This window comes from Clostridium zhoujianii (assembly GCF_051590805.1).
GTDB lineage: Bacteria > Bacillota > Clostridia > Clostridiales > Clostridiaceae > Clostridium.
This window is the reverse complement of the sequence record NZ_JBPUTF010000005.1, coordinates 116,340-136,327: the sequence shown is the minus strand read 5'-3', so window position 1 is coordinate 136,327 and position 19,988 is coordinate 116,340. Positions and strand designations below refer to the sequence as shown.

Here is a 19,988-nt window from a genome sequence, read left to right as displayed (position 1 = left end):
GAATAGATATGCTTGATGATTTAGGATATAGAAAAAATATTAATATTTTTAGTGAATTATTATTTATAATCCTAAGCTTAGTAGCATTTTTATTTCGAATAAATCAGATTAATTTTGTATTTGGAATAACATTTAATCTATCAAGTATATTTTTGTTAATAATATTTAGTGTATGGGGCTTTAGGAGAAGTTTGATAGTAAGTATATTAATTTACACAGTTTCGATTTTTTTTGACGTTAGTCCGAGCAGTATATATATTATTATAGAAATAATATTCATAGGAATATTTGATAGATATAATAAAACCATTGACTTAATAGTTAAGGATTTATTATTTTGGCTTATTGTTGGAGTACCAATATACTTAGTAGTAAATAATATTAGTTTAAGGAATTTAAATAATGAGTACACATTATTTTTAATATTGAAGGATACGACAAATGCAGTTATAAATGCAGTTATAGCAGAATTGGTAGTTACGTATATTCCCATAAGAAGATGGCTAGGGAAAAAATATGAGATATATTTTAAGGATTGCATCTTTCATACTTTGATAGTAATAATAGTATTTCCATTTGTGTATAATTTCTTTATTAGTACATTAAAGGCATATGAATGGATGAATGAAAATGATAACTTTCACTTTAATAATTATATAGATATTGTGTATAGAGAGGGAGTGGAGCAATTTAGATTGATTCTATTATTCTCAGTTATTGCATTGTGTATAATATTTTTAATTAATAAGAAGATTTTCAGAAGTTTAAGAAACCTAGCTAAAAGTACAAGGGGAATGGTTGAAGAGATAAATCTTCTTGATAGGATTGATTGGCCAAATAGTAATGTTGTTGAAATAAACTCATTAATTAATAACTACAAAGAAGTTGCTTTTAGTTTGAGGGATAAGTTATTAGAGAGTAAGAGTTTAAATAAGAAGTTAGAAAATCAAACTAAGGAATTGATATTATCTAAGAAGAAGCTCCACAAGCAAGCATATTACGATATACTAACAGATTTACCGAATAGATTTAATTTTATGGAGCAGTTAGAAGGAATAGCAAATATTAAAGATATTGAAAATAAAGTTGCTATAATTTTCTTTGATATCAATAGATTTAAGCAGATAAATGATACTTTAGGTCATGACACAGGAGATAGGTTATTATTCTTAATAGCAGAAAGAATGAGAAGTATAGTATCAGATAAGACTTATGTTTATAGATTGGGAGGAGATGAATTCGTAGTAGTCGCCACTATAAAAGAAGATACAGAGGCAAGAATATTGGGAGATAGTATAATTGAAATTTTAAAAGATAGATTTATTATTGATAAAAAGGAGATAGAAGTAACTGCAAGCATGGGGGTAAGCATATATCCAGATGATGGTGAAGATATTAATTCTATAGTGAAATATGCAGATATAGCAATGTATAAGTCAAAAGAGAATGGAGGAGGTTACTTAGAGGTATTTAATGAAGAAACAAAAAAGGTATTCACGGAGAAGCATAAGATAGAGAAGGAAATAATTAATGCAATAAAGAATAATGAGTTTACACTATATTATCAGCCTAAAGTTAACTGTGATACAGAAGAAATAGTTTCCTTAGAAGCCCTTGTTAGATGGAGAAACAAAGAGTTAGGAGAAATTAAGCCTTCAGTATTTATACCAATAGCTGAAGAGAGGAATCTTATAGCATCTATAGATAGATTTGCACTATTAAAGAGTTGTGAAAAAATTAGAGAGTTAAGAGATAAGGATAATATAAATATGCAGATATCAGTTAATATATCTCCAAAGCACTTTGTAGAAGGCGAATTGTTGGTAGAAGTTAAAGAGGCATTAAGTAAGCATAATGTACCATCTAAATATTTAAAAATTGAGATAACAGAAGGAATGATAATAAAGAATTTAGATATTGCAATAAAAATAATTAATGAATTAAATACTATTGGTGTAGAAGTTTGTATGGATGACTTTGGAAGTGGATTCTCATCATTTAACCAATTAATAAACTTACCTATTGATGAGTTGAAAATTGATAGGAAGTTTGTTAAGGGGGTAAATAAGAATAATAAGAAAGGAATGGTTGCAAGATTAATAGTTGAGTTAGCTCATGGTTTGAAATTAAATGTTGTTGGAGAAGGGGTTGAAACTAAGGAAGAAGCAAGCTATCTAAAGTTAATTGGTTGTAATCAACTGCAAGGGTTTTTGTACGGTAAACCTATGGGGGATGATGAGTTAGATAATTATTTACAAAAACAGATAAGATAGCTATAAGTTTTCATTATGCAATATGAAAATTATTTTTGAATATGAATAGGAACTCTTATATTTCTTGAAAGGTTAGAACTCGTAGAGTTATTGACCATGAAAATGAGGGTTCTTTTATTTTGTTATTAAATAAGATTTTATAAAAGGATAGAATAAGCAATAAAAATGAGTATAATAATATTTAAGACTACTCAATGGGGGTGACTAAAATTTTTGATTTTGAATATCAATTAAAGATATTGCCTGATAAACCAGGTGTTTATTTAATGAAAAACTCTTTAGGAGAGATTATATATGTAGGAAAAGCTAAGATACTTAAAAATAGAGTTAGACAGTACTTCCAAAATTCTAAAAACCACTCAGAAAAGGTTAAGAGTATGGTTAAGAATATATCAGAATTTGAGTATATAGTAACGGATTCAGAGATGGAGGCACTCATCTTAGAGTGTAATTTAATTAAAAAGTATAGTCCTAAATATAATATTGCATTAAAGGATGATAAATTTTATCCTTTTATAAAGGTAACAACAAATGAGGATTTTCCGAGAGTATTTATTACTAGGAACTTTGTTAGGGATGGAAATAAGTATTTTGGACCATATACAAATGTGACAGCAGTACATGAAACAATAAATTTAATAAGAAAAGTATTCCCAATAAGAACATGTAAAAAAAGTATAGTTGAGGGAGAACCACCAACTAGACCTTGTTTGAATTATCATATAAAGAAATGTAGTGCGCCTTGTGGAGGACATATCTCAAAAGAAGATTACAATAAGATAATATCTGAAATTATGGATATACTGAGTGGAAAAGATAGAAGTATAGTAGCTAGATTGAAGGATGAAATGCATAAGGCATCCATGGCCCTTGAATTTGAAAAGGCAGCTTCATTTAGAGACAAGATACATGCTATAGATAACTTGGTGGAACGACAAAAGATATTTAGAGTATCTGAAGGTGATGAGGACTTTATAAATTTATATAAAGATGAAAAAGATACATGTATACAGATATTCTTCTTAAGGGATGGTAAGATTACAGGGCGGGAAGATTTTATGATAGAAAACAGTGCAGATGAATTAGATGAGGTGATATTATCTCACTTTATGATAAGTTTCTATGGAGGTACTGCTAAAATTGCTAAAAATATTTATGTCCCTAAAGTGGAAGATGCAGATCTATTAGAAGAATTTCTAACGATAAAAAGAGGATCAAAGGTATGGATTAAGGTTCCTCAAAAGGGAGATAAAAAAGATCTATTACAAATGGTTAAGGATAATGCAAAATTAACATTAGAACAGTTTAAAGATAAAATATTAAGGGAGAAAGAAATTAATAAAATATCAACGGAAGAGCTACAGAAAGTTTTAGAGTTAGATGAAGCGCCTCACAGAATAGAAGCATATGATATATCAAATATACAAGGGGTTGACTCTGTTGGTACTATGATTGTTTTTGAAGGTGGAAAGGCAAAAAATAGTGATTATAGAAAGTTTAGAATAAAAACTGTAAAAGGTGCCAATGATTATAATAGTATGCGAGAAATCTTAACTAGGAGATTTGAGCATGGATTAAGAGAAATACAGGAAATACAAGAAAGAAATTTAGATTTCTCTAAAGGTAAATTTTCAAACTTCCCTGATCTTATAATGATGGATGGGGGAAAAGGACAGGTAAATGTAGCATTAGAAGTATTGAGGGATTTGAATATAGATATTAATGTTTGCGGTCTTGTTAAGGATGATAAGCACCAAACAAGAGGAATTATCTATAATAATAAAGAGGTTATGATTAACAGAAGTTCTAACTTAATGCAACTTATAAGAAGAATTCAAGATGAGGTTCATAGATTTGCAATCACATATCATAGAGCATTAAGAGATAAAAGAACTCTACATTCAGTTCTTGATGATATACCTAATGTTGGAGAGAAGAGAAGAATAGCTCTATTAACACGATTTGGTAGTGTGGAAAATATAAAGAAGGCATCAGTTGAGGAATTATTAGAGACACCATCAATAGATAGGAAGAGTGCAGAGAGTATTGTAACCTATTTTAAAGGAAAGTAACAAATTCATTGTATTATGCTATAATATATTGATAAAAGTTACGAAGTTGTATCTTGTTTAATAAAGTCATTTATTTTATACTATTAAAATAAGACTTTCTTGTTAAAAATAAGTAATTAAGAGGTTGAGGAGTTTAGCATGCATCAATATTTAAAATATAAGGATTTATTCCAAAAAATATATTCAGATAATCAATTAGAAACAAATGCAAATATGAGTGAACATATATACTTCAAAGTAGGTGGACCAGTAGACATACTATTAAATCCCTCTAGTGTTGAACAGATAGTAGAAACTCTTAAAATATGCAAAGAAAAGAATATACCTTACTATGTGATAGGAAATGGATCTAATCTCCTAGTTAAAGATGGTGGAATTAGGGGAGTAGTTATAAAGTTAAGTGCTTTAAATACTATTCAAGTTAATGGAAATGAAGTGAAAGCTGAGACTGGAGCCTTATTAAAGGATGTTTCTGCAGAGGCAGTAAAAAATTCGTTAACTGGATTTGAATTTGCATGTGGGATACCGGGATCCGTAGGCGGAGCAGTATTCATGAATGCAGGTGCATATGATGGTGAAGTAAAAAATGTAATTAAAGAAGCAGAAATTATAGATAATGAGGGAAATATTGTTACTTATTCCAAGGATGAGCTTGAATTAGGATATAGAACTTCAAGAGTTATGAAGGATGGGTTTATTGTTATTAGTGCTACCTTTGAACTAAATAATGGAGAAGAAGAGAAGGTTAAAGCAAGAGTAGATGAATTGACTTTGAAACGAGAAGAAAAGCAGCCATTAGAGTATCCGTCTGCAGGAAGCACCTTTAAAAGACCTGAGGGACATTTTGCAGGTAAGTTGATTCAAGATGCTGGGTTAAAAGGCTTTGCCATAGGTGGAGCAGCAGTTTCTGAGAAGCATTCAGGTTTTGTAATTAACAGGGGTGGAGCTAAGGCTAAGGATATATTAGACTTAATATCTCATATTCAGGAAGAAGTTAAAAAGCAATTTGATGTTGACCTACATCCTGAAGTAAGAATTTTAGGTGAAGACAGTATAGAAATAGAAGAGTAAAGATATTTTACTTGTTTAAATATCATTTATAGAGAAAATGGTTAATTCTAAAAATTTAGAATTAACCATCTTCTCTTATTTAAAAAACGGGGAAAAGAATATTGGGGATCTTACATAGCTACATAAGTTATTCTTTGAAATGTAATTGTTTAAATGGTATAATTAGTAGATAAAGGAAGCTGGAGGGATAATATGGGCACAATTGTAATGGGAATAGCAGGTGTTGGATTAGCTATATTTGGAGTACTAGTAAGGTTTAACAAGAAGATATCATTGATTCCTGCAATAACAGAGGAACGATTATTAAAGATAAAAAAAGTGGACAAGGTTGCAAAGGATTTTGGGAACAGCTTATTTATTATGGCAGGTGCTGTAATAATTATGACGCTAGGCATGTATTACTTTGGAACAGTAGGTGGATTAGCAGGACTTGTATTAACAGTAGCATCAGCTGGAAGTTGGAATAGTCTAGCCAACAGTGTAGATGACAAGATAAAAAAACGAATATATTAGTACAGTTTTATTTAAAAGAGTATGATTAATCTTACTCTTTTTTTATTTATTTTTAATCCTTTTTTTAAGATGTTGTTAATCTTTTAAATTTGGGTCTTAAAAAAATAATCTATGATATAATATACGTATAGAGTAACATCGATAGGAGGGATACCCATGAGATTTGTGGTAGTAACGGGATTATCAGGAGCAGGAAAAACAGAAGCAACAAAAAGTTTAGAAGATATGGGCTACTTTTGTGTAGATAATTTACCACCAAAGCTTATCCCTAAGTTTGCAGAAGCTTGTAATACAGGGGCAATTGAAAAGGTGGCATTAGTAATAGATATAAGAGGTGGAATATTCTTTGATGATTTATTCGAATCATTAATGTTCTTAAAAAATAATGAGTTTGAGTATGAAATATTATTCCTTGATTCATCTGATGAGGTTTTAGTTAAGAGGTTTAAGGAAGCTAGAAGAAGCCATCCATTATCACCTCAAGGAAGGGTGTTAAATGGAATAAATGAAGAGAGAAAGAAGCTTAGAGAAGTTAAAGATAGAGCAGATATAATTATTGATACATCTAAGTATGCAATAAGGGATTTAAGAGAAAAGATAACTAAGTATTATGGAGAAAGCGACGTTCCAGAGAAAGATTTATCAGTAACTGTATTAAGTTTTGGATTCAAATACGGCATTCCAGTTGATTCGGATTTAGTTTTTGATGTGAGATTTATACCAAATCCTTTCTACATACCAGAGTTGAAAAAGTATTCTGGAAGTGATGAACCAGTTAAAAAATACGTTTTAGATCAAAATGAAACGAAGGGGTTTATTACAAGATTAGAGGATATGTTAAAGTTCTTAATACCTAATTATATAAAAGAAGGTAAGAGACAACTTATAATATCAATAGGATGTACAGGCGGAAGACATCGTTCAGTAGCAATTGCTAATGAGATACATGAAAGATTAGTTAAGGATAATTTTAATGCTAGAATAGAACATAGGGATATAAGTGAGGATCTTCATAAAGGAGTCAAGAAACTATGAGGCTTGCAGATTGGTTAAAGCCAGGGATAAAGGTTAAGAGATGGCTTATATTTGGAGTATTAGGGGTACTGTTGATAGCATTTGGCTTTACTGAACTTGTTAATCATAGACTCTATCATATATATTATAAGATTTTTTATATATTTCTTAACTTGACTGGTATATTTGTTATTTATATTTCAGTAACTGAGGCAATGAAGTCAATTTTAGTTTTAGTTAATAAGGGGTATCTAAAGGTATCTCTTGATAGTAAAAAGATCGAAAGTTTGATATATGAAAAAAGACTTTTGGTTAGAGGTCCTAAAATAGTGGTAATTGGAGGGGGAACTGGATTATCTACAATGTTAAGGGGACTTAAGTATTACACATCTAATATTACAGCAATAGTTACTGTTGGTGATGATGGTGGAGGTTCTGGTGATTTGAGAGAAGATCTAGGAATGTTACCACCAGGTGATATAAGAAACTGTATTTTAGCATTAGCTGATACAGAGCCTTTAATGGAGGAATTGCTACAATATAGATTTCAAGATGGAAGATTAAAAAATCAAAGTTTTGGGAATTTATTTTTAGCAGCTATGGCAGGAGTATCAGATAACTTTGAAGATGCAGTTCAAAAAATGAGCTCGGTTTTAGCTGTAACAGGTAAAGTACTGCCAGTTACCCTAGATGACATGCATCTTGTAGCATACTTGGAAAATGGAAACAAGGTATGTGGCGAATCTCAAATTCCTGAAGAAGCTATAAAGCAAAAATCAAAAATTAAAAAATTAAAGATTAATCCAGAAAATGCTGAACCTTTAGAAGAGGCATTAGAAGCAATAAAAGAAGCAGATGCTATAGTAATGGGACCGGGTAGTCTTTATACAAGTGTCATATCTAATTTGCTAGTAAAAAAGATTAGCCAGGCAGTAAGAAAGAGTAGTGGATATAAGATTTATATATCAAATATAATGACTCAACCAGGAGAAACTGACGGATTTTCAGTATCTGACCATTTAAAGGTACTGAAAAAGTATGGTGGAAAGGATATTGTTGATTGTGTCATAGCAAATTCAGGACGAGTATCTGATAAACTTTTAGAGAGATATATTGAAGAAGGATCAGAAATGGTTGACCTTGATAAGAATATAGTTAAAGAGTTAGGTGTTGACTTAGTAGCTGAAAATATTATTAAGGTTAAAAAAGGTTTTATAAAACATGATTCTGAACGTCTTGCAGAAGTTCTTGTTGATACAATAATGGAGAAAAAGTTATTGTATGATAGAAAGAAGATAATAGAATATATGTATTTATCCCAGCGTATAAAGGAAAGGGAGAAAGAGGAGAAAGCTGAGAAGGAATCAAACAAAAATTAATATGAAATAGCACTTATTTTTGGTTTATAACATAATGGTTAGAATCATATATAAGTGCTATTTATTTCTATGGATTAGAACTTTCATTAGCCTCGTTAAGTTAAATATTTTATGCTATAATTAAATATCATATTACATAGAAAATTATTGATTAATCATAGATAGAAGGAGAATACCATATGTCATTTTCATCAAAGGTAAAAGGAGAAATAAGCCGATATACAGATATAAGTAAATCAGAAGCTTTAGCTCAAATTTCGGCAATAATGAAGGTAGGAGGAACCATTGGATTTAGCGGAAAGGGACTATCCTTTAAGATAACTACAGAAAATCCAGCTAGTGCTAGATTAATATTTACATTACTTAAGGAACATTTTGATATTCACTCTAGATTAATGGTTAAGAAGAGTAATTCATTAAAGAAAAATAATATATACATGGTTCTTATTGATGAAGAAATGGGTGTAAGGGATTTACTTAGAGATACTGGGATATTGAGAGATATAGATGGAGTAATGAGTTTAGACTACAGAATAGAAGAAGAGATGATAAGTGGAGATGAAGAAAAAAGAGCATACATTAGGGGGGCCTTCTTAGGTGGCGGTAGTGTAAGTAACCCTGAAAAAACATATCATTTAGAGTTTGTTACTCATAGTGAAGAGTATGCTATTGATTTATGTAAGCTTATAAATAGCTATGGATTAAACTCAAAGGTTATACAAAGAAAAAATTCATTTATTATATACATAAAAGAGGGAGAGCAAATAGTTGATTTATTAAATATTGTAGGGGCTCATACCTCATTATTAGAGCTTGAGAATATAAGAATTATGAAAGAGATGAGAAATAATGTAAATAGGCTTGTAAACTGTGAAACTGCAAATCTATCAAAAACAGTAAATGCAGCAGTTAGACAAGTTGAAAGCATAAAGCTTATTCAGTCTCAAATAGGATTAAAAAGATTACCTAAGAACCTTAGGGAAATAGCTGAACTTAGATTAAATTATCCTGATGAATCATTAAAAGAATTAGGTGAGATGCTTGAACCACCAGTAGGGAAATCAGGAGTTAATCATAGATTAAGAAAGATTGAAAAGATAGCAGAAGAATTAAGAGCTAGTGAATAGAAAGGAAGTGAATGAATGGGAGATAAGAAGTTTTGTCACCTACATCTTCACACTGAATATAGTTTACTAGATGGTTCAGGAAAGATTCCAAAACTTATTAAAAAAGCAAAAGAACTTGGTATGGAAAGCATAGCCATTACAGACCATGGAGTCATGTATGGCTGTGTTGATTTTTATAAGCAGGCCAAGGAACAAGGAATCAAGCCAATTTTAGGATGCGAGATTTATGTGGCAAGTAAATCAATGCATATAAAACAGGTGGATAAGGAGAATCATACAAACCATTTAGTACTTTTAGTTAAGAATGAAGTAGGGTATGAAAATTTAATGAAAATAGTTTCTCAAGCATCTATAGAGGGGTTTTATTATAAGCCGAGAGTAGACCATGAGTATTTAAGAGAACATAGTGAGGGTATTATTGCTTTGAGTGCTTGTCTAGGAGGAGAAGTACAGAGTTATTTATTAAAGGATAATTATGAGAAGGCGAAGGAAGTAGCTTTACTTTATAGGGATATATTTAAGGATGGATTCTATGTAGAATTACAGAATCATGGAATGGAAGAGCAGCGAAAGGTTAATGAAGGAAATATAAGAATATCAAGAGAAACTGGAATTCCTTTAGTTGCTACTAATGATGTTCATTACATAGAACAGAAGGATTCAGCATCACATGATATATTAATGTGTATACAGACGGGAAAGACAGTGGATGATGAAAATAGAAGGAGATATCCTTCAGATCAATTTTACTTAAAATCTCCAGAAGAGATGTGGGATATGTTTTCTTATGTACCAGAGGCATTAGAAAATACAATTAAGATTGCAGAGGAATGTAATTTTGATTATAAATTCCATGAATCTAAGCTACCTAAGTTCCCATTGCCAGAAGGTAGAGAACCTTATGAATATCTTAAAGAAACCTGTTATAGGGGACTAATAGAAAGGTATGAGGTATTTAGTGAATTAGTTGAAAAGCCCTTTGATTTAGAGGCTATTACTAAATTAGCAGAGAAGGATAGTAATGCAAAGGAATATGTTGATAGACTTGAATATGAGTTAGATATAATTAACCAAATGGGATATGTTGATTACTTCCTAATAGTTTGGGATTTTATAAGGTTTTCTAATGAAAATGGTATACCTACAGGACCAGGAAGAGGATCAGCGGCAGGATCAATAGTAGCCTTTACATTAGGAATTACTAAAATTGATCCAATAAAATATAGCTTACTATTTGAAAGATTTTTAAATCCAGAAAGAGTAAGTATGCCAGATATCGATTCTGATTTCTGTTATGAAAGAAGACAGGAAGTTATAGATTATGTTGTAGATAAATATGGAGTAGAGGATGTATCACAGATAATTACATTTGGAACAATGGCTCCTAGAGCTTGTATAAGAGATGTAGGAAGAGCAATGGATTACTCCTATGCAGAGGTTGATAGAATAGCTAAGATGATTCCTACAATGCTTGGAATCAGCATAGATAAGGCATTAGAGCTAAATCCAGAGCTTAAATCTGCTTACGACACTGATGAAAGAGTAAAACATTTAATAGATATTAGTAAGGATCTAGAAGGATTACCAAGGCATTCATCAACTCATGCTGCAGGAGTGGTTATTGCATCTAAGCCTTTAGTGGAATACGTACCACTTCAAAAGAATGATGAAATGATTGTAACTCAATTTGGTATGACAACCCTTGAAGAGTTAGGCTTATTAAAAATGGATTTCCTTGGCCTTAGAACTTTAACTGTAATGAATGATGCAGTTAAGATGATTCAAGAAAATAGAGGGAAAGAAATCGACCTAGATAAAATAGATTTTGATGATAAAGAAGTTTATAAGATGCTAGGAGAAGGTAGAACTGCTGGGGTATTCCAATTAGAATCACCTGGGATGACTTCCTTCATGAAGGAATTAAAACCAGATAATCTAGAGGATATAATAGCAGGTATTTCCCTTTATAGACCAGGTCCTATGGCGGAGATTCCTAAGTATGTGGAGTGCAAAAGGAATCCTGATAAAGTTCAATACATAGTACCAGAATTAGAAGAAATACTAGATGTAACTTACGGAGTAATGGTATATCAAGAACAAGTTATGGAGATAGTTAGAAAGCTTGGCGGATATTCTATGGGAAGAAGTGATATGGTTAGAAGAGCCATGTCAAAGAAAAAACATAAAGTTATGGAAGAAGAAAGAAGAAACTTTATATATGGAATAGTAGATGATAAGGGTAATATTGAAGTACCAGGATGTATTAGAAATGGAATAAGTGAAGAAGCTGGTAATAAAATATTTGATTCCATGATGGATTTTGCATCCTATGCATTTAATAAGAGTCACGCGGCTGCTTATGCTGTAGTTGGATATCAGACTGCATATTTAATGAAATACTATCCTGTAGAAACAATAGCTGCCATGCTTAACTCAGTAATGGGTACTAGTGAAAAGGTAGCACATTATATTAAATTTGCTGAAAGCCAAGGAATACAGGTATTACCACCGGATTTAAATGAAAGTTATTCTAAATTTACAGTTAAGGGTGATAGTATAAGGTTTGGCCTTGCAGCAATAAGAAACGTTGGTTGGAATGTAGTTGAAAGTATTGTAAGGGCAAGAAAATTAAAAGGAGAATTTACTTCTTTAGAAGATTTTGTAGATAAGATAGACTTATCATCTGTAAATAAAAGAGCTGTTGAAAGTTTAATTAAGGCAGGTGCTTTAGATAGGTTCAAAGTATTTAGGTCAAAGCAATTAGCTGTTTTTGAAAAAATAATGGATGGTGTTTCAGGTGAACGAAAGAGAAATATAGATGGGCAGATTAGCTTATTTGGAATAGCAGAAGAAGCAATAGATTTACCAAAAGCTAATTATCCAAATATAAAAGAGTTTAATAAGAAACATATCCTGGCAATGGAAAAAGAGATGACTGGAATATACCTTTCAGGACATCCATTAGATGAGTACAAAAAGAGTTTAGAATTACAGACATCAACCACCATTGATACAGTATTTAAATCATATGAAATGTTACAAGAAAGTTTAACTAATGAGATAGATGTAGAAGGTTTAGTTGAAGATCCTCCTATAAATGATAATGATACGGTTATTTTAGGTGGAATACTAACTGAGGTAAATCAAAAAGTAACAAGAAATAATACTATGATGGCCTTTTTGAAGCTTGAGGATTTAACAGGTACAATAGAGGTGATAGTTTTCCCTAAGGCACTAGATAGGCTTAGAAGCTTAATACAGCAGGATTCATTAGTAAAGATTAAAGGCAGAATTAGTATTAAGGAAGATGAACTACCTAAACTAATATGTGAAAGCATAGAAGGGTTAGAAAAAGTAAATTCAGATAAACTATATATAAGAGTTGAGAATGAAGCAAGGGCTAAAGAGGTAAGTCATCAGATGAAAGACATTATTAAAGGGAATAATGGTAATACAGCAGTATATATTTTTGCGGCAGATAAAAGACAATATTATAGATTACCAAATGATAGATGGATAGATACTGAGACAGAAGTGATCGAAATAATAAAAGATAAGTTTGGCGAGGATAACGTAAAATTAATAGAAGGTTAAGGAGAAGGGTGAGCAAATTACCCTTCTTTTTTATTTATTCACCTATAAAATTATCCATGTATTTTTGATATATTATAATGCTCAGGTACATGTAATTTTTAAGTGTAAAAGAAAGTAAAAATTTTACGAACTTAGTAATTTGTTTTGTAAATGATATCAAATATAATGAGGTTGTAAATGATATCAAAATAATAAACTTAAAGAAAAATTGTAAGGAGTGAGGATAATGTATAATAAATTTCTAGAAGCATTAGAAAGATACCTTTCACCAATAGCTGGAAAGGTAGCAAGTAATAGTTTATTAATGGCAATAAAAGATGCATTCATATTAAGTATGCCTTTTACTGTAGTAGGTTCTTTAACAGGACTTGTAAAGTCACAGGGGGATTATTGGTTTAATGAATGGGGAGTTCCATTAGACGGACTTTTAGGGAAGATACTTAGTATATTTGGAAACATAAATATAGTTGCAATGGGGTTAGTTGGAATAATTATAGTTATATCATCATCATATTTTTATTCTAATCATTTAAAAGAGAATAACCCAAAAGTAACGCCAGTAGTAACATCACTAATTGCACTAGTAACTTACTTTGTAACAATACCAGATAAAATTATACTTGGAACAGAAACAATTTCAGCATATACACCGAATTTTTTCAATTACGAAGGTGTGTTTACAGGGTTAATAATAGGTCTATTAACAGCTTATATATATTCAAAGTTAATAGCATCAAAGTTTACAATTAAATTACCAGATTCAGTGCCACCGATGATTATGGATTCATTTAGGGCAATAATACCATTCTTTTTAGTATTATTCCTATTCTCCACATTAAGAGTAGTGGTAGAAAGTTTTGGATTTGAATCATTACAAAAGCTTGTAGCAGAAACAATTGTAACACCTTTATCAGGAATTGGGACAGGCTTACCAGCAGTAATTATTGTAATCATTATAATGCAATTACTTTGGTTCTTTGGAATTCACGGATTTTCAATTATGTGGGGATTAATATCAGTATTATGGATGCCAATATTTATGGAACATATTGATTTATATCTAAAAACAGGAAGCTTTGATGCAATCACTCAAGTAGCGCCAAATACATTAAGTAACGTTTATGCAATGATAGGTGGATCAGGTTCAACATTAGCACTTGTTGTATTAATATTAATGGTTGCACCAAAGGGATCAGCTGAAAGAGCAGTTGGAAAGGTTTCATTAATACCAGGATTCTTTGGAATAAATGAACCATTAACATTTGGTTTACCAATAGTATTAAACCCAATAATGTTTATTCCATTTGTATTTGTACCAGTAATAAATGCGATTATAGCATTCTTTGCAATAAGCTCAGGGCTTGTTACTCCATTGGTTGTATTAAACTCTGGGGCAGAGCCAGCATTTTTAAATGTATTAGTTTTAGCAGCATTTAAATGGTCACCAGTAATTTTATATGCATTACTATTTGTATTAGATATGGTTTTATATTCACCATTCTTAAAGTTACAACTTAAACAAAATAAGATGAACCAAGAGGCTTAATCGTCTCTCATATACAATAGGACTAAGAGGGTTAGCATTCTTAGTCCTAAAAAATATAGCAACAGAAGGTGAAAGAAATGAAAAATATACATTATATTAATCACACTCATTGGGATAGAGAATGGCTAAGGTCATCAGATACATACAGAATTAGATCAGTATATATGTTTGATATGCTTATAGATATATTAGAAACAAACAGTGAATATAAATATTTTACATATGATGGGCAAACTGCAGTTGTAGAGGATTATCTTCAAATAAGACCTGAAAACAGAGAAAAAATAAGTAAGTTTGTCAAGGAAGGAAGAATATTCATAGGCCCTTGGTATACTCAGCCTGATCTAGCTTTAGTTAGTGGAGAGTCATTACTTAGAAATTTAATTATTGGAAGTAATATTGCAGAAAATCTTGGTCATTGTATGGAGTGTGGATGGATACCAGATGCATTTGGACAAATACAGTCAACTCCACAAATTTTCAAAGAACTTGGGATGAAGTCACTTTTCGTTTGGAGAGGTTTCAACTATGAGTATACAGAGGATTCGGTATTTTTATGGGAAGCACCAAATGGGGACAATATTTTAACAATACATTTTCCACTAGGTTATGGATATTATAGATACTTACCTGAGGATAAAGAGGATGCATATAAAGATATAATGGGCTTTACAGAAAAAGTTGAAAATAGATTTATAGATGGTGAAATACTATTAATGGGCGGAAGTGATCATACTAAGCCACAAGAAAGTATTGCAAAAACAATTGCTGAGCTTGAAGAGATGGTTGAAAAAGATGGTTATACTATAAAGCAATCAAATCCTGAGATGTTTTCAAAGGAAGTAATAAAGAAAATAAAATCTTCTAATAGAAGACTTGAAGTATTTAAAGGTGAAGCAAAATCAGCTGCCCTTGGAAGAATACATGCAGGTATAACCTCGACAAGAATGGATATTAAAAATGAGATGAAAAAATATGAGGTAATGTTACCCCTTGTAGTAGAGCCTATGTCAATAATTAGTAGTACTATTGGCGGAAAATATGATCAATCAATAACTAATTATTATTGGAAGACTATTTTTAAAAATCAATTCCATGACTCAATATATTCATCTTCACCAGAGTCAATAAATGAAACTGTTAAAAATAGGTTATTAAATTTAAGACATGGACTTAATGAACTTATATGGTTAAATTTAAGAACACTAAAGGATAAACTTGATTTTACATCGGTTAAGGAAAATGAAGAAGTTGTTGTATTATTTAATACACTTCCTTATAAGAGAAATGATCTAGTACTATTAAACTTTATATGTAAAGATACGGAATTTACATTGAAAGATGAGAATGATAATATAATACCATTTGTTACAGTAGAAAATATGGAGAAAATTAATACGGAAATTGAAAACTACAATGGAACTGAAAATTATCATGATGCAGCTGAAATTATTGAAGGAACAAAATTTAATGTACAAGTGAAAATTAAGGGTGATATATTACCTAAAATGGGATACAAGGTAATTAAAGTTTGTTATGGAGAAAAGTTTGAAGAAGAAGTTTGCGGTAGTGTTAAATTAATAGATGAAAGAACCTTTGAAAATAATTATTTGAAGGTGAAAATTAATGATAATGGAACATTAAATATTTTAAATAAATCAAATAACATTAATTATGAGAATGTACATTACTTTGAGGAGGCTGGTGATGATGGAGATGAATATAATTTCTCACCGCCAGTAGAGGATAAGGTAATTACAACAAAAGAGTTAACTCCAATTATTGAATTAATGGAGAATACAGGCTATGAGGTTAAATTTAAGATTATATTTAATATTGAAACACCTTTAGAATGTAGAGATCATAAGAGATCAGATGAAATGGTTAATTCTGAAATAATTACTGAGGTATCTTTAAAGGATGAATCACATAAAGTTGATTTTAGAACAACAATAGATAATAAAGCAAAGGATCATATTATTAAAGCTGTATTCGAGGATGTTGAGTGTAGTGAAGAAAGTCTTTCACAAGATCACTTTGGAACTATAGTTAGAAATAATAGAATATTGGATCAAGTTGGTCTTAAAAATGGAGCAACAGAGGAAGAACTACCGATTTATCCAATGCAAAGATTTGTTAAGCTTAATAATACGAAAAATACATTTGCAGTACTTAGTAAGGGTCCTTGTGAATATATGATTTACAACAATAAGGAAATTGCACTAACCTTATTTAGAGGTATTGGTAAGTTTGGGAAAGCAGATTTATTAATAAGACCAGGAAGAAGTTCAGGATATAGATTAGATGCACCATCATCTCAGCTTTTAAAGAAATTAACTTTTGAATATTCATTATTCCTTGGAGAAGGTGAGGAAGTTGGAAGATTATTTAGAGAAGCGAACATGCTTAATGTTGATGTACCATCTAGACAATTAAATATATTTAAGAGAGAAAAGAATGAGGCAAGACCTTGGGAAAATTCTATATTAGAGTTACCTGAAAATGTAGAGTTGACTGCATTTAAGAAAGCTGAAAATAGAGATGGATATGTTTTAAGAATATTAAATCCAAGCAAAGATGATATTCATAATGTTAATATTAAGGTTAACATTGGAGAAGAAAAGGCATATTTAAGTTCTTTAAGGGAGAGAGAAGAGGCAATATTATCACTTGATAATGGTATGATTACTATTCCATATATTAAAAAAGAAAGTTTTGTAACTATAATAATAAAATAAGAGGTTATATATATGTAAATGTTTAAGTTAAGTGTTTCTTATTAGATTAAATCTTGTATAATATTAATATTACAGCTGGTCTAAAGCTTTAATTTAGAAGGAGTAGTGGGATTAATGAGTTTACTAAAGATGTATCAAGAAAATGAGAAATACTTGACTAAAACAGAAAAGCAATGTTTTGAGAATTTATTAAAAAATATTGAAATAAAACCTGATATTACAATACAGAAGATTGCGGATGAAACTAGCGTATCAACAACCACTATATTTAGAATGATCAAAAATTTAGGCTATGGATCCTTTGGGGACTTTAGGTATGATTTATTGTATTTAAAGAGAGAGAGGATTTCCACAGGATATGATAAGAATAATGATGCTTTAGAATCTATTGAGGAAAATCTTGCTGAAACAATAAAACTTTTAGGAGAGATTTCAATTGAACCAATAGTTGATAAAATAATGAATGCAAAAAGGGTAATGGTTTGCGGAAGTGGAATGAATCATTACATAGGCAGAATTTTAGAAGTAAAATTGAATTTATGTAATATTGATACCAAATACAGGGAAGATAGTTGGCTTATGTATTTAGAATCATCAAATCTAACAAAGCATGATGTAGTTATTATATTATCTAAAACAGGTGAAACAAAGTCATTAATTGATATTGTGAAAAATATAAAAATAAATGGAGTAAGTATAATTTATATAGGGGAAGTTGGACACTCAACCATAGGAGATTTAGCAGACTACAAGCTTGCGGTTGCAAAGGTTGAGGAAGAGGGAATAGATATGGACTCTAGGCTTCAAGAGCATCTTGCAATAAATCTATTGACTAAAAAAATTACTGATAGAATACAAGCTACTAAAGAGGAGGGTGTATTAAGTGGAAAATAATAAAAAATTAGAGCAAATAAAAAATAGTATATATGAAATAGGAAATAAGTTAGGGAAGCAATTAGAGAATGAAAAACTAAGGAAAATGTTTTACGATTGTTTCATAAATACGATTGATACTACAGTTGATGTAATGGAAGAAGATGCTTTTGTAATTACAGGAGATATCCCTGCAATGTGGCTTAGAGATTCTGCAGCACAAATAGAACACTATTTACCATTTGTAAATGAATATCCAGTATTAAAAGATTTATTTTTAGGCCTTATTAATAGATATGTTAAGTGCATTAAAATTGACCCTTATGCAAATGCATTTAATAGAGAGGCAAATGGGCAAAAGTGGGACAATGATATTACAGAGGATAGTCCATGGGTTTGGGAAAGAAAGTACGAAATAGATTCCCTTTGCTACCCTGTAAGATTAATGTATAACTACTGGAAGGAAAGTGGAGATGATAGCTTTTTTAAGGAGGATGTTAAGGAAGTTTTAGAAACAATAATTGCTTTATGGACAGTGGAACAAAATCATTTTGAAAAATCTAAATATAGATTTACAAGATTAAATTGTCAATATCAAGACACACTTCATAATGAGGGTATGGGAAATCCAGTTTCTTATACAGGGATGACATGGTCAGGTTTTAGACCTAGTGATGATGCATGTACATATGGTTATTTACTGCCTTCAAATATGTTTGCAGTTGTTGTTTTAGGATATATGGAGGAAATCTTTGAGAAAGTTTATAAGGATGAATCTTTAAAAATAAAAGCTAAGTCTATTAAAGTAGAAATTGAAGAGGGAATAAATAAGTTTGGAATTATTCATCATGAGGAATATGGCGATATTTATGCCTATGAAGTTGATGGAAATGGAAATATAAATTTAATGGATGATGCAAATGTACCAAGCCTTCTTGCAATTCCTTACTTAGGATATAGAAATGCTGGGGATGAAATTTATCAAAATACTAGAAGGTTTGTTTTAAGTAAAAATAATCCTTACTATTATGAAGGAAGTGAAGCTAGGGGAATAGGTAGTCCACACACTCCTGAGGAATATATATGGCATATAGCTCTTTCTATTCAAGGGTTAACATCACTTGATAGGTCTGAAAAGATGGACATTGTAAGAACTCTTATTAATACTGACGGTGGTAAGGGATTGATGCATGAAGGCTTTAATTGTAATAATTCTGAGGAGTTTACAAGAGAATGGTTTGCATGGTCAAATTCTATGTTTGCAAAGTTCATATATGATACTTTGATAAAAGGTTAATAACCAAAGACTATAGTTTAAGTAATCCTAAAATAATCGATCTATAGTAATTAGAAAAAGCTAGGGAATAATAAAAACCAGTGGTCGAGCAATAATAAATGCTTACTACTGGTTTTTAACTTAATATAGATTAGCGACTTTATTTTTCATAATATTATCATTTTTCCTTTGGATTTTATAAAAAAATGACTTATTAATTACTAAATGGACAAAAAAATACTAACAAAAGAATGAAATGGTAAAATAAAATAGGGAAAAAATGATAAATAATCAAATGAAAATTATTACAAAAATTAAATCGTGAAATATTTCAAAATTATCGATAAATTTACCTTGGCTAGGGTATAATAGATATTGTAAATAGGTGAAAACGACAAATTAATATAATAAGTTGCAAAAGTTCTGTGAATTACATTGATAAATTGCCGAAATTTTTGTACAATAAGTATCGGTCATCAATATGTGGGTAAATTTAGTATATATGGGACTTG

The 19,988-nt window shown here is 30.5% G+C and carries 12 protein-coding genes; all 12 read left to right on the top strand.

Annotated elements, in window-relative coordinates; genetic code table 11:
• The first annotated feature begins 8 nt into the window (after positions 1–8).
• Positions 9–2,273, top strand: coding sequence for a putative bifunctional diguanylate cyclase/phosphodiesterase (locus ACSYT2_RS17430; RefSeq protein WP_438385290.1), 2,265 nt, complete (start codon positions 9–11; stop codon positions 2,271–2,273).
• A gap of 209 nt (positions 2,274–2,482) precedes the next feature.
• On the top strand, positions 2,483–4,345 hold the full coding sequence (gene uvrC, locus ACSYT2_RS17425; RefSeq protein WP_430857052.1) for an excinuclease ABC subunit UvrC: 1,863 nt from the start codon (positions 2,483–2,485) through the stop codon (positions 4,343–4,345).
• A 138-nt stretch (positions 4,346–4,483) separates the two neighbouring features.
• A complete protein-coding gene (gene murB / locus ACSYT2_RS17420; protein ID WP_430857012.1) occupies positions 4,484–5,416 on the top strand; it encodes a UDP-N-acetylmuramate dehydrogenase in 933 nt (310 codons plus the stop codon).
• Between the two features lie 192 nt (positions 5,417–5,608).
• The gene (locus ACSYT2_RS17415; protein ID WP_430857011.1) at positions 5,609–5,929 is read left to right on the top strand and encodes a hypothetical protein; all 321 of its coding nucleotides are present in this window, start codon (positions 5,609–5,611) and stop codon (positions 5,927–5,929) included.
• A 156-nt stretch (positions 5,930–6,085) separates the two neighbouring features.
• Positions 6,086–6,964, top strand: coding sequence for an RNase adapter RapZ (rapZ, locus tag ACSYT2_RS17410; RefSeq protein WP_430857010.1), 879 nt, complete (start codon positions 6,086–6,088; stop codon positions 6,962–6,964).
• Positions 6,961–8,322, top strand: coding sequence for a gluconeogenesis factor YvcK family protein (locus ACSYT2_RS17405; protein ID WP_430857009.1), 1,362 nt, complete (start codon positions 6,961–6,963; stop codon positions 8,320–8,322). The genes rapZ and ACSYT2_RS17405 overlap by 4 nt, the downstream gene beginning before the upstream one ends.
• Positions 8,323–8,501: 179 nt before the next feature.
• Positions 8,502–9,449, top strand: coding sequence for a DNA-binding protein WhiA (gene whiA / locus ACSYT2_RS17400; RefSeq protein WP_430857008.1), 948 nt, complete (start codon positions 8,502–8,504; stop codon positions 9,447–9,449).
• Positions 9,450–9,464: 15 nt separating this feature from the next.
• Positions 9,465–13,043 carry a DNA polymerase III subunit alpha gene (locus tag ACSYT2_RS17395; RefSeq protein ID WP_430857007.1) on the top strand — a complete coding sequence of 1,193 codons (3,579 nt, stop codon included), beginning with the start codon at positions 9,465–9,467 and terminating at the stop codon, positions 13,041–13,043.
• A 226-nt stretch (positions 13,044–13,269) separates the two neighbouring features.
• Positions 13,270–14,589, top strand: coding sequence for a PTS sugar transporter subunit IIC (locus ACSYT2_RS17390; RefSeq protein WP_430857006.1), 1,320 nt, complete (start codon positions 13,270–13,272; stop codon positions 14,587–14,589).
• Positions 14,590–14,666: 77 nt separating this feature from the next.
• Positions 14,667–17,327, top strand: coding sequence for a glycoside hydrolase family 38 N-terminal domain-containing protein (locus tag ACSYT2_RS17385; protein WP_438385289.1), 2,661 nt, complete (start codon positions 14,667–14,669; stop codon positions 17,325–17,327).
• 114 nt (positions 17,328–17,441) lie between these two features.
• Complete coding sequence (locus ACSYT2_RS17380) at positions 17,442–18,221, top strand: MurR/RpiR family transcriptional regulator (RefSeq protein WP_430857004.1); 780 nt, start codon at positions 17,442–17,444, stop codon at positions 18,219–18,221.
• Complete coding sequence (locus tag ACSYT2_RS17375; protein WP_438385288.1) at positions 18,211–19,497, top strand: glycoside hydrolase family 125 protein; 1,287 nt, start codon at positions 18,211–18,213, stop codon at positions 19,495–19,497. The genes ACSYT2_RS17380 and ACSYT2_RS17375 overlap by 11 nt, the downstream gene beginning before the upstream one ends.
• The last annotated feature ends 491 nt before the right edge of the window (positions 19,498–19,988 follow it).